9 protein-coding genes and 1 pseudogene are annotated in these 12,771 nt (G+C 62.7%); 7 read left to right on the top strand and 3 right to left on the bottom strand.

The genetic code is table 11. The features are described from left to right. Positions 1 to 304 precede the first annotated feature (304 nt). Both miaA and miaB read right to left on the bottom strand, forming a co-directional pair. Positions 305 to 1,189, bottom strand: a complete 885-nt coding sequence (gene miaA, locus ACZ6DL_RS37240) for a tRNA (adenosine(37)-N6)-dimethylallyltransferase MiaA (RefSeq protein ID WP_466058337.1) — start codon at positions 1,187 to 1,189, stop codon at positions 305 to 307. A gap of 22 nt (positions 1,190 to 1,211) precedes the next feature. Continuing rightward, positions 1,212 to 2,753: a tRNA (N6-isopentenyl adenosine(37)-C2)-methylthiotransferase MiaB gene (gene miaB / locus ACZ6DL_RS37235; protein WP_466058335.1), complete on the bottom strand. Its 1,542-nt coding sequence runs from the start codon at positions 2,751 to 2,753 to the stop codon at positions 1,212 to 1,214. A 719-nt stretch (positions 2,754 to 3,472) separates the two neighbouring features. Here miaB and ACZ6DL_RS37230 point away from each other — a divergent pair. Beyond that, entirely contained in the window at positions 3,473 to 4,267 is a 795-nt protein-coding gene (locus ACZ6DL_RS37230; RefSeq protein ID WP_466058333.1) for an alpha/beta fold hydrolase, read from the top strand. Between the two features lie 39 nt (positions 4,268 to 4,306). Next, positions 4,307 to 4,588 (top strand): transposase, encoded by a 282-nt coding sequence (locus ACZ6DL_RS37225; RefSeq protein WP_466058331.1) that lies wholly within the window; start codon positions 4,307 to 4,309, stop codon positions 4,586 to 4,588. On the opposite strand, the pseudogene ACZ6DL_RS37220 reads toward ACZ6DL_RS37225, so the two are convergent. Further along, positions 4,558 to 5,585, bottom strand: a pseudogene (locus ACZ6DL_RS37220) (IS110 family RNA-guided transposase). The gene ACZ6DL_RS37225 and the pseudogene ACZ6DL_RS37220 sit on opposite strands and share 31 nt — an antisense overlap. Before the next feature lie 1,110 nt (positions 5,586 to 6,695). Between ACZ6DL_RS37220 and ACZ6DL_RS37215 the strand changes: the two are divergent. From ACZ6DL_RS37215 to ACZ6DL_RS37195, 5 genes are all read left to right on the top strand, one after another. Continuing rightward, a complete protein-coding gene (locus ACZ6DL_RS37215; RefSeq protein WP_466058329.1) occupies positions 6,696 to 8,477 on the top strand; it encodes an acyl-CoA dehydrogenase family protein in 1,782 nt (593 codons plus the stop codon). Between the two features lie 198 nt (positions 8,478 to 8,675). Next, complete coding sequence (locus ACZ6DL_RS37210) at positions 8,676 to 9,923, top strand: cytochrome P450 family protein (protein ID WP_466058328.1); 1,248 nt, start codon at positions 8,676 to 8,678, stop codon at positions 9,921 to 9,923. 286 nt (positions 9,924 to 10,209) lie between these two features. Continuing rightward, positions 10,210 to 10,347: a hypothetical protein gene (locus ACZ6DL_RS37205; protein ID WP_466058326.1), complete on the top strand. Its 138-nt coding sequence runs from the start codon at positions 10,210 to 10,212 to the stop codon at positions 10,345 to 10,347. Between the two features lie 355 nt (positions 10,348 to 10,702). Then, complete coding sequence (locus tag ACZ6DL_RS37200) at positions 10,703 to 11,209, top strand: transposase (protein WP_466058324.1); 507 nt, start codon at positions 10,703 to 10,705, stop codon at positions 11,207 to 11,209. Positions 11,210 to 11,441: 232 nt separating this feature from the next. Then, positions 11,442 to 12,653 (top strand): IS110 family RNA-guided transposase, encoded by a 1,212-nt coding sequence (locus tag ACZ6DL_RS37195; protein ID WP_466058322.1) that lies wholly within the window; start codon positions 11,442 to 11,444, stop codon positions 12,651 to 12,653. Positions 12,654 to 12,771: the final 118 nt, after the last annotated feature.

The raw sequence follows: 12,771 nt of genomic DNA, 5'->3' as shown, positions 1-12,771 counted from the left end.
GAGCCATCGCCACTCGCTACGACAAGACCGCGCAGTCCTACCACGGCATGCTCGACCTTGCGACTCTACTCATGTGGCTTTGAGGACACTTCCTAGGTCATGTCCTTACCGCTGTTTAACATGCCGGGCGCTTCCTCCCAGAATGTGGACTCCAATCCTCCACGCCACCATCAAGTCGCAGGTATGGAGACAACGGCGCGACACTGATCACCAGCGCCGGCAGCCTCTTCTATCATCACTCTATGTATTCGCTAGGCGGAGAACCCTCAAGGCCAATTTGACAATGCCCCAGCGCCAACTGGGGTCACAGGGCAGCCGATGCGGAGTCGAGCAGATCCGGCCGGTCAAAGGCGAGCCATTGGATGCGGGGATCACGTCGCCCCCAAGCCACCTGGCGGCGGGAGATCCGCTGCGCGGACTTCACTGTATGGATACGCGCGCGGCGTTCATCGAGTTGTCCGTCCAGAACAGCAAGCGCCTGCTGATATCCGCACAAGCGGCTGGCGGTTACGCCCTCGCGTAGGCCGAGCGGCACGAGGTGGCAGACCTCATCGAGGAGTCCGGAATCCCACATTCGCTGATGACGGTGTGCGATTCGCCGATCCACTGTGTGCCGGTCACCGGTCAACCCGATCTGAACCGTGTCGTAGATGTATTCGCGTGCAGGCAGGTTCGCCGAGTAGGGGCGACCAGTCACCGCGATCACCTCGAGCGCCCGTACGATCTTGCGGCCGTCGGTCGCGGGGATCAACTTTCCAGCCTGGGGGTCGGCGTCGACCAGCCGTTGGTGCATCACTGCCGGACCGAGCTCGTAGAGAAGCGTGGTCAGCTCGGCGCGAACCGACAGGTCTACGTCAGGGAACTCGATGCGGTCCAGAACGGCCTGCAGGTACAGGCCGCAACCACCGACCACGATCGGCGTCGCCCGCCGGTCGAGTATCGCGGTGATGTGAGCGCGGGCTCTGCCCTGGACCTCAGCGGCGGTCGCGGTCACGGTCACGTCCCATACGTCGAAAAGATGGTGGGGCACCCCGCCGCGTTCGATGTCGGTCGGTTTTCCGGATCCGATGTCCATACCTCGGTACATCTGGTTTGCGTCGACGTTGACGATCTCACCGCCGATCCGTTGAGCCAGTTGCACCGCGAGATCGGACTTGCCGGTAGCCGTGGACCCGACTACAGCGACCACTCGTCGTCGATCCATCACAGGTTCAACAGCCAGAGCCGCAACCGGACTGGCGGACATTCCTAAACCCGCTGTCGCCCACCATAGGCATTCCCAGCGCGGTCGCCTGAGCAGGGACTGGGATTGCCTGGACCGGTGTCCGGGACAGCCGCCCCTCCCAGGCATCCCCGGAGCGGGTCCGACGCACCCTCAGCACGCCACCATCAGCGAGAAGATGATGCGGCGCGCCATGCGTAATCGTCACTGTGACCGCGTCGCCGGGACGCAACGGACCACGACCGTCACCCGCATCGGCCTCGGGTGGTGTGAAGTGCACCAGCCGGTTGTCCGGTGCGCGTCCCGATAGGCGGCCGGTCACATCGTCCTTACGGCCGTGGCCATCGGCGATAACCAACTCGACTGTCCGCCCGACCTGACGCTGGTTCTCTTCGAGGCTAATCTGATCCTGCAGGGCGACGAGCCGCTCGAACCGCTCCTGCACCACCTTCTTGGGAACCTGTTCATCAAGAACGGCGGCTGGAGTGCCGGGGCGGATCGAATACTGAAACATGTAGGCGCCAGCGAACCTGGCCTCGCGAGCGAGGTCGAGTGTGTCCTCGAAATCGGCGTCGGTCTCGCCGGGAAATCCGACAATGATGTCGGTGGTAATGGCCGGGTCCGGCAGGAGCGTACGCACCCGCTCCAAAATTGCGAGGTACCCGTCCCGGCGATAGGAACGACGCATCGCCCGCAAGACCCGGTCGGACCCTGATTGAAGTGGCATATGCAGTTGCGGCATCACATTCGGCGTCTCGGTCATCGCGACGATCACATCGTCGGTGAATTCCGCTGGGTGCGGACTGGTGAACCGAACTCTCTCCAGACCGTCGATACTGCCGCAGGCACGCAACAATTTACTGAAGGCCTGCCGGTCTCCGAACCCGACACCGTAGGCGTTCACGTTCTGTCCTAGCAGTGTGACCTCCAAAGCCCCCTGGTCGACCATCGCCCGCACCTCAGCGAGCACATCACCAGGACGGCGGTCGGACTCCTTGCCGCGTAACGACGGAACGATGCAGAACGTACACGTATTATTACAGCCGACCGAGACCGCCACCCAGGCCGCATACACCGACTCGCGGCGAGTCGGCAGAGTCGAAGGGAATACATTCAACGATTCGCGTATCTCGACCTGTGCCGCGCCCGCCACGCGGGCACGCTCCAGCAATACGGGGAGGGAAGAGAGATTATGTGTTCCGAATACTACATCCACCCACGGCGCACGACGAACGATTTCGTTGCGATCCTTCTGCGCCAAGCATCCGCCGACTGCGATCTGCATCCCGTCGCGCTTGCGATCACGTAGCCCTCGCAATGATCGGTACAGCTTGTTGTCGGCGTTCTCCCGCACCGCGCACGTATTGAAGACCACCACATCGCCGACGGCACCAGGCTGCGCGGAAACATATCCAGCAGCTTCCAGCATGCCCGCGATCCGCTCTGAGTCATGCACGTTCATCTGACACCCGAACGTGCGAACCTCATACGTGCCGGCCACCACGAACTCCAAACAGTCGAACTGCAACAAACCACCGGCAGTAAACGAAAAGCCCCCGACCTAATATATAGGAGCAGGGGCCTTTCTGCTTACCGATCATAGTCAGCTCTTTTAAGGAACTGACCTCTGCGGATCGGATTCCTTTTGAGGGAACCGTAAATTAATCGACCCTTTTGATAGGCCTGGCCAAGATTCTTTTGAGGAACCAGTACTCAGAGGAGAGGGTCAGTTCTTTTGAGGAACCAAGACACTCACTGAAGTCTCTTCAAGAGACTCGATCCCGGTTTGGTACACCGGCGCCCTGAGTGGCGTGACGAGAATACTAGGGTATCGAGAAGCAATCGTCAAGCCCTCCGCCGAAGTTTCTATCCGGCGCGCGACCGAGGACGGTACCTGCGGCGTCCCAGCCTTGCCCACGACACCAGAAAGCCATCTCTCGACCGCGGCGCAGCGCGCATTCCAGGTATTGACCGCCGCTGCGCCCCAGAGAGTTTTGAAGGCTGCGCTTCGTCGTCGGAGACCAAGTCCAGGGCCCTGATGGGGCCGGGTAGGCCACTCGGACCGGAGGTTCCGACTTGTTGGAGGGGGCGATCACCTACGAGCAGCAAGCCACTGACATACAGCTCGCCGCATAACCACCCGGTGTCCGCATCCTGGGAGGAAGCGCCCGGACGGCTCAGTGACCCGGTCGAATATCGTGTCAGGTCGGTGTCAGGTCGGTGTCAGCCGGGCCGGCGACTGTACTTCCCATGACAAACACAGCGAACACCTCGACCTGGACCGGCAGGGTCTCCATCGATGACACGGCCCTGGCCGTCACCGACACCGGCGGTACCGGGATCCCGGTGATCTACTGCAACGGCCAGTTCGCCACTCAGGGGTACTGGAAGCGGGTGATCGCCGACCTCGGCCCCGGTTTCCGGCACATCACCTTCGATGAGCGGGCCCGCGGCAAGTCCAAGAAATCGGCGGACTATTCCTTCGCCACCTGTGTGGACGATGTCGATGCCGTGCTCGCGGCCCGCGGTGTGGACCGGGCGGTGGTGATCGGTTGGTCCTACGGGGCCTTCGTGGCCGCGCACTGGGCCAGCCGCAATCCGCAACGGTGCATGGGCGCGGTCCTGGTCGAGGGCGCCCAACCGCACGACTGGCTCGATGATGCCATGGAAGCGCGGATCCGCAAACTGTTCAAGCGGTTGCGACCGATCACCGTGCTGCTGCGCCCAACCGGCCTGACCCCGCGCATGGGTTCGGTGCAGCAGGCCGAATGCAATATCGAACTCGGCAAACTCGCCCGTGAAGCTAACCTAGGGCCCGTGGTAGACAACATCACCGTCGCCACGCGGTATGTCCTCGCCTCGGGCACCTCGTTCGGAAGCAAGGGCGACGAGCAGGAGAAAATCCGTGCCAGCCTCGACGCGGTGGTCGCCCGCAACCCGAACATCGAGATCAGCGCGAAGGTAGCCAGTAACCACGACCACATCCTGCGCAAGGACTTCCGCGCCGTCGCCGACGCCGTCCGCGAGGTCGCCTCCCTCGCCTAGGTTCTGTCCTGCGATTCGTTGTGGTGGTTGGTCTTGTGTATGCCGTGGTGGGTTGACGGGACGGGCGTGGGCTCGGATCGAGCCGATGCTGCCGGTGTCGGGTCGGGGCCGCAGGTGATCAACGCACTTCTGTGGAAACTGCGGATCGGCGCGCTCTGGCGTGATCTGCCGCAGCGGCACGGGCCGTGGGAGACCGCCCACGAGCGGCTGCGGATGTGGACTGCGGACGCACCTGGCCATGAGCATGCCGCCGGTGCCCGGAAAAAGAAGGGGTGTCCCTATGTTTGTTGTCAAGCCGCTGTGTGCGTGGGTGATCGGTAGAGTTTGCCGTGTTTGAGCATCGCGTAGAGGACGTCGCAGCGGCGTCTGGCCAGGCAGATGAGGGCGGCGTTGTGTTTCTTGCCTTCGGCTCGCTTGCGGTCGTAGTAGGCGCGGCTGGCGGGGTGGTGCAGTGCGGCGAACGCTGAGAGAAACAGCGCTCGTTTCAGCTTGTGGTTGCCGGATCGGGCGGGGTGCTCACCGCGGATGGAGCTGCCGGAGCGGTGGGTGACCGGAGCGATGCCGGCGTAGGCGGCCGGGTGGCCGGCCGAAGCGAAGCTGGCGCCGTCGCCGACTTCGAGCAGGATGCGGGCTCCGGTCCCGACTCCGACGCCGGGCATCGAGGTCAGGACCTTGGAAAGAGGGTGTGCATCGAGCATCTCCTCGATGTCTTCGGCGATCGATTTTCTCTGTTGGAGAACCGTTTTGAGTTGATCGGCCAGTTTCGGCAACACGACTTCGGCCGCTTTGCTGCCGGGGAGGGTGACTGTTTGGGCGGGTAATGCCGCCAGGATCTCCTCGACGAGTCGGCCTCGATGCGGGGGGTGTTTGACCGCGATCGCGGTCAGTCCGTCGCCCCGCCGCACGTATTCCGGTGGGTCCGCCGCAGCGGACAGGATCTCGAGCACTGCTGAGTAGGCGATTTTCGGGTCGAGGATGCGTTCGAGGGCCGGGTGGATGCTGGTGAGCAGGCCGCGGATGCACATGCTGGTGCGGGTTGCTTCGCCTGCGAGGTCGTCGTCGTCGCCGACCAGGACACCGAGCTCGGTCAACGCTTCGTCGCCGATGTCTACCCGGCGCAGTGCGTGCGGCATGGTGCGGTGGTGTCGGCGATGATGCGCAGTTTGGATTCGTCACTGGGCAAGCCTTTGTCGAACAGGCGCTTGCCGGTGGGGTCGAGCCCGACGGCGTGGTGTTCCCCTTTGCCCACGTCAACGCCGCAGAACACCGTGTAGCTGGCTGTTACGTCCTGGTTCCTTCGTTCAGCACGAGCGGTCACCGATCGGGCATCGGTGGCCGGCACCCCCGTTACGAAGAGAGACCTGAAATACGGCCCTGTCCCTATCTGCGGTCCATCCGATGCCACCGGCACCCGGCGACACCACCCCGCGGATCATGCGAAAGACAAGGGCAGGAAGTCATACCAGGTTCGGCGACCGAGGCCATGCATTGGACCCACAAGAACGGAAACGGGGCGACATGACCGGGCTGAGCCCGGTCGATCGTGGCAGCTCCGGCTCGCAACTGCACGTGCTGTCGGATCTGGCGAGAATTGCTTTGGCTGTGAATATTTCGGCAGCCGCTACCAACGATGCAGAAGCGCTGCACCCGCTGACCCGGGCGATCCCGCCGACCCGGTCGCGGTGCGTCCGCACCCCCCCGCAAGCCCGCCGAGTTACGCGCGGACAAGGCCTACAACACCGCCGAACCGCGTCGATGGATTCACAACCGCGACATCGCCGTTAGCATCGCCCGCAGAGGCATCGAGGCCAGCCACCGACCCGGCCGCAACCGTTGAGCGATCGAGTGGACGACTCCTGGCTCACCGGCTCAACGTGCGCAAGGCCATCCACTGCAGCAAATCTCAACAGACTCGCGAACTCGCCAATGACCTATCGTCCACAGACGTCGTTGCAGTACCACGGCTCCCGATCGCTCAAGGCAACACTCGACCACTGAACTTTGGAAACACTCCCGACCAACTCCCAGGCGTACAACCGTGGCGAATCGACAGGCAGGCATGTCACCGACGGGCACCGAGATGGGACTGTTCCGATATTTTCGACAGAAGGCCAGGTCATCGGCCGGAACCAAGTATTTGTCAAATTTCATCAAGGGTCGCAAGAAAGATTGTGGCACAATATATTTCGTGCCTAGCTCGGTCAATGGCAATTTTGCGGCAACGATGATGCCGCAGGTCTACGCCGGCGAGTGAGGCTTTGAGCTTTTGACAGGTGATCGTCCGACTTCCATGTTCCGATCGCCGGCTGCGTCTGCGTAAACGTGCGGCTACCGCTGGCTCTGGTGCGTCGAAGTCTGCGCGATGGCCTCGGGTATGCCCAACGGTAGATCAGCAGCCGCTGGGATCGGAAGTGAGTAGGAGGCGGTTATGGGTACACACAGATCCAAGGAACGCACCTCGCTGGCGGAGGTTCTCCGGCACGGCGATCCAGAGTTCCACCAGCAGCTGCAGAAGATCTTGAACAAGCCGGACTTCCGAGTCACCGAGGACATGAGCCAGGTGCAGCGGCGGCAGAACGCGTATGACCAATTGGAAGACCTGGTCAACGAGATCGGCGCCCGCGACGTCGCGACCGATCTACCCAAGCTGTTTGCGGTGTTCGACCAGACCGCAGTGCTGACGCCAGACCTGATCCCGCTGATCTCCGGCCACTACAACTTGGCCTCGGGCAGCCTGGCGACCTTGACCGACCTCGATTCCGCTAACCCGTACCTCAAGGACCTGGATGACGGCAGCAGTGTCGGCGTCATGCTGCTGACCGAGTACGGGTGCGGCTCCAACATCGGCTTCATGCAGACCACCGCGACCTGGGATGGTGAGGAGTTCGTGATTGATACCCCACATCCGCTGGCGCGAAAGTTCATGCCAAGTCTCGGTATCCCGGTCGCCAGGGTCTGCGTCATCGGCGCTCGGCTCATCGACGCGGAAGGCGTCGATCAGGGCGTGCACCTGTTCACAGCGAGGCTGCGCGACGCCAACGGCAACCCGGCTCCCGGCGTCACGATCACCCAGCTCGGTCGCCAGCAGTTGGTCGTTATGGACAACGCAATCATCAGCTTCGACAACCTCCGGGTCGAGCGCAGCGCCTGGCTCAGCAATAATCTGGCTACTATCGACGATCATGGGGTGCTGACCTGGCGCGATGAGAACAGCCGAAAGCAAGCATTCCCCTCAGCAATCAGCCAACTGACCGTCGGCCGACTAGCACTGTCGTCATGTCTGAACGCCACGGCCCGCGCCTCACTCTACATCGCGCTGCGCTACGCCACCAAGCGGCGCGTGCCGCTGACGCCGGACGCCAAACCACTCATGATCGACCTCCCGCACGTGAAGGACACCCTGCTTACCAAACTGGCCGGCACTATCGCCCGGACCATCTACGGTAATGCGATCAAGACCTTCCTGGCAGACGCCCAGCTCACCTACCGCGGCACGGTCGTGGCGGTCATGGCCGCCAAGTACTTCATCCAGGACCACGCCTTGGCCACAGTCACCGACTGCCGCCTGAAAATGGCTGCGCAAGGCATGTTCAGCGACAACCGGGTCGCCGACTACATCGGCATCTGTCATGCCGCCATCACCGGCGAGGGCGACACCAAAGTGATGGGCAGCGTAGGTGGGCGCGTAACGGCCAAAGAACTCGCCGGCGCAACGCCACCCGAACCGACTCTCCACAATCCCGCCGACCCAACAGACCGCACACGCTTGCTCCGCGCGCGCACGCTGACGATCGCGCAAGAAGCACAACCCCTCCTGGGTGACCCAGCATTGAAAGCTCGACTAGACGTCATTCCTGATGCGCTTGAACTCACCGAAGCCTACTGCGCCCAACAAGCCTTGCAGCTGCTCGATCAACTCGCGGAACTCCACCCCGCGATCGCAGCAGTGCGTGACGTCTTCGCCCTGGACCAGATCGACCAGCATCACTCGTGGTATCTCATACATGGCCTACTCGACATCACTGCCGTGAAAGCCGTGAAGCAGCATGGCCGCAGAGGGCTCCTTCACCAGGCAATCGACAACCTTGCCCTCCACCTGCCCGCACTACTAGAGGCCTTCGACTTCGACGACGAGGTCCTCGGCGCACCGGCACTTTTCGACGATCTACCTGCCGCCTGGGACTCTCGCCTGCGCGAGCACCCTCATTGACACGGCCGCGGCATGTCCATCGGTTGGGCGCCCCGCCCGGGCGCCCAACCCAAGTGTCGTTGCGGGACGCGTAACCCGTGCTACGGACACTACTGATGTGGCTCAGTCGACGAATTCCGTCGGCAGAAAACAACTTAGGCGAGCCAACGAGGTTCGCCTTGGGCACGATGCTGCCGCTACCGACACCAAGGAGACTACGTGTATCCGCAATACGGGTATCAGGGTGCTACCGCGACCGACTCAAGGTCATCGATCGAGAACATTGGTCCACGAATCCCAATCTACACTCCGCAGTTCGCGGCCGATCCGCACGTATTCTACAGCCGGATGCGTAGAGACTACGGACCGTTGGTGCCGGTCGAAATGTGGCCAGGAGTTCCAGCGACCCTGGTCATCAGCTATCGCACCGCCGTGCGTATCCTCAACGATGACGACCACTTCCCCGCCGATCCGAGCGCGTGGCAGAGCACCGCGCCCGCCGGGATCCCGATCATGCCGATGATCGAGGCACGACCCAACGCGATCCGTACCAGCGGCGAGAAGCACAGACGATACCGCACTGCGTTGACCGACGCCCTGGACGGGATCGACCTAAACTGCCTGCGGTCCATGGTCGAGGAATCCGCAATCCCGATCATCAACACCTTCTGCGAGGCCGGCGAGGCCGAGCTGTTGACCCAGTATGTCCAACCGCTGGTCTTCTCAGTCTTCTGCAAGGTACTCGGTTGTCCACCGGACATCGGCGAGCGAGTCGCACAGGCCAGCGCCGCAATGTTCGACGGCGTGGATACGGAAGCAGTAAACACGATTATGGGTCAAGCGCTGCTCGACCTCACCGCGTTGAAGCGCGATCACCCCGACGACGACGTCGTCACGAGGCTGGTCCAACATCCCGCCAGGCTGAACGACGAGGAGATGGTGCATCAGCTGGTTTTGTTGTTCGCCGCCGGTGTCGAACCACCACTGAACCTAATCGCCAACACCCTGCTGTTGATGCTGACCGACACCCGCTTCGGCGATAGCCTCCATCTGTCGACCAAGACCGCGCTCCACGAGAGGCTTGCAACCGACCCGCCGATGGCGAACTATTGCATCACCTACCCGCGCCAGCCAATTCTGATCGAGGATGTCTGGCTGCCAGCGAATCAGCCGGTGATCATCAGTATGGCCGCTTGCAACACAGATCCAGCGATGAACACAGGAGAATTCCTGGACAACGGATGGAATCTGGCCTTCAGCACCGGCCCACACGCTTGTCCTGCTCGGGCTCGACCATACGGGCTTCTGCTCGCGCAGGACGTTATCGATCAACTCTTGGACACTCTCCCGGAGCTGAAACTTGCTGTCGCGAATGACGAGCTCATCTGGCGCCCTGGCCCATTTCACCGAGCGTTGGAAGCGTTGCCGGTGGTGTTCCCGCCATCGGCTCCGTTCCTGACGGTGTAGCACTGCATCTGCAGCAACGAGAGCTAGTGCCATCAATGGGCTCGATCGGCGACTGCTACGACTGTGAGAATGTGTTCGGCCGTCTGGTGGCCTGACTCTTGCTTACGACTGACCCCGAGGTTTGGGTGTCCTGGCTGTTGATCTGTCGGGCACCAGATGGTCTCACCACCTGGTGCTGACCGGGCGGGCAGTGACCTCATAGGAGCCTGACCTCACCAGGTCCCATCACAGTCCCGTCCACCCGACCGGCCAGCGTCACAACCCGCTGAAAGGTCGCAGGACAAGCATGACAAACCCGCCACGCCGAGGTCGAGTCGTCATCGGCGTCGACACCCACAAGCACTTCCACGTCGCTGCGGCGCTAGACGACTTCGGTGGCGTCCTGGCCACCGGTAAGTTCACCGCCGACCGCGCCGGCTACTGAGAACTCATCGAGTGGGCAACGGATTTAGGACACCTGCGCACTTTCGCGATCGAGGGCACGGGCTCCTACGGAGCAGGACTCACCGCGGCGGTGCGCCGCGCCGACATCGGCGTGATCGAAGTGATGCGCACCGACCGCCGCGACCGGCGATTGCGCGGCAAATCCGACTTCCTCGACGCTGAGAACGCCGCACGCGCCGTGCTGGCTGGCTACGCCGACGCCACCCCGAAAACCGCTGACGGTATCGTTGAAATGATCCGCCAGATCAAAGTCGCCAAAGATGTTGCTGTCAAAGCCCGTGCGGCAGCGATGATCTCACTGAAGTCGATACTGGTGAACGCACACGGTGAGCTACGTGAAACAATTGCAACCACTGTCGAAGATGGCGCTGATACATCGGTGCGCTGGCCTCCGACCCGGCCCGATCACCACCGTGGAAGCAGCCACCAAACACACGCTGCGTTCGATCGCCCGACGCTGGGAGCAACTCCAAGACGAGATCAGCGCTCACGAGAAGCTGCTCGACGCGCTCACCGCCTCGATCGCACCACAACTGAACGCCGCATTCGGCATCGGTGTCGACACCGCCGCCGAGATGCTGATCGTCGCCGGAGATAACCCTGACCGTATCCGTACCGAGGCAGCCTGGGCGAAATTGTGCGGTGTCTGCCCGATCCCCGCCTCCTCCGGCAAGACCGTCCGCTACCGGCTCAACCGTGGCGGTCACCGACAAGCCAACTCCGCGCTCTACCGCACGGTCATCGTCCGCATGCAGCATCACGAACCGACCAAAGCGTACGTCGCCCGCCGCACTGCCGAAGGTAAGACGAAACGCGAGATCATCCGCTGTCTCATTGGGTGAGTATTGATGGCGCGGTCCGATGATCGGATCGTGGTCCTCGGTCAGCACCAGGAGATGGCCACGTTGCCGCGCCGCATTGGATGGCCAGTTTGAGTACTGCCACTCCTGGTGCGCCGAGGCTCCGATGACCGGCGTCAGGGACATGCCCCATCGAGGGCCGAACAATGAGGAACCGGCTCCGGAGCCTCGACCGACGAGGGCCCGACCAGCGAAACTCTCTGGGAGGCTACGCATGCCGTTCGTCGGCTGGGATTGGGCGAGTAAGACCCATGACGTGACCGTCATCGATGACCGCGGTCGCGTCCTGGACCGCTGGGCGTTCAGTCACACCGAGCAAGCGTGGACGACGACATTGGCTCGTTTAGCGCGTCACGGCGATCCCGCCGACCTGCCAGTGATCATCGAGCGGACCAGTGGGCTTATCGTCGACCGCTTGCTGGCCGCCGGACATCCGGTCGTGCCAGTGCATCCGACCGCGTTTCATGCCGCACGGCCACGATGGGGAGCCTCGGGCGCCAAATCCGATCCCGGCGACAGCTACAAACTCGCCGACTACCTGCGCATCGACGGACACCGACTGCGCCAGCTCGACCCGGTCGATGTCGGCCTGCGCGAACTGCAGGCACTCATCCGGCTCCGAGACGACCGGGTTCAGGCCCGCACCGCCGCGATCAACCAGCTCGCATCTCTGCTGGACAACTACTGGCCAGGCCCCAAAAACTTGTTCTCTTCGCTGGCCTCGCCCATCGCGCTGGCCTTCCTCACCGCCTACCCCACACCCCAATCGGACGCGAGGCTCGGCGAGGTCCGCATGGCCGCATTCCTACGCCGGAACTCCTACCGCGGCGGAAAACCCGCCACACTGCTGCTGGCCCGGTTACACGACGCTGCCGTTCCGGCCGCCCAGCTGCCCACCGACACCCTGGCACTGATGATCAAAACCCAAGTCACGTTGCTGCGCGGCATCCAAACCGCCATTGCCGATCTGGAAAATCTGATCAGGCAACGCGTCGACGAACACCCCCGCGCCCAACTGCTGGCCGCGCTCCCCGGCGTCGGCACCATCAACCTGGCCCAATTACTCGCCGAGATCGGTCCGATCCTCGACCGCGTCGACACCGTCGACCAAGCCGGCGCCGAATGCGGCGTCACCCCGGTTACCAAAGCCTCGGGCAAGACCAGCGGCGTCTACTTCCGCTGGGCAGCCAACACCCGGGCCCGCAAAGCCATCACCGCCTTTGCGCACAACGCTCGCATGCAATCACCCTGGGCCGCAGACCTTTACAGTAGTGCCCGCGCACGCGGCAAACGCAACCCGCATGCCACCCGCATTGTCGCCCGCGCCTGGCTCCGCGTCATCTGGGCCTGCTGGCATCACGGCACCCCCTACGACCCAGCCATCCATCATGCCGCACAACGAACGCCTCACAGCCTCAGGACTTGACTCAAGGGACTCAAACGTCTGCTCGCTCGCGAAATCTGGGCACTTATGCGACCACTACGGCAAACCCGCCAGCCAGCAGAACCAGCCACTTGACGACTATAGGAGCATCAACGCCGTC

Source organism: Nocardia sp. NPDC041819 (assembly GCF_055590505.1).
Note: the sequence above shows the minus strand (reverse complement) of the source record. Positions and strands in the feature narration are given on the sequence as shown.

What these genes read in the sequence shown, in the direction of transcription:
- ACZ6DL_RS37230 (WP_466058333.1), top strand. Translation starts at nt 3,473, where the DNA reads ATGACAAACACAGCGAACACCTCGACCTGGACCGGCAGGGTCTCCATC.
- ACZ6DL_RS37225 (WP_466058331.1), top strand. Translation starts at nt 4,307, where the DNA reads ATGCCGTGGTGGGTTGACGGGACGGGCGTGGGCTCGGATCGAGCCGAT.
- ACZ6DL_RS37215 (WP_466058329.1), top strand. Translation starts at nt 6,696, where the DNA reads ATGGGTACACACAGATCCAAGGAACGCACCTCGCTGGCGGAGGTTCTC.
- ACZ6DL_RS37205 (WP_466058326.1), top strand. Translation starts at nt 10,210, where the DNA reads ATGACAAACCCGCCACGCCGAGGTCGAGTCGTCATCGGCGTCGACACC.
- ACZ6DL_RS37195 (WP_466058322.1), top strand. Translation starts at nt 11,442, where the DNA reads ATGCCGTTCGTCGGCTGGGATTGGGCGAGTAAGACCCATGACGTGACC.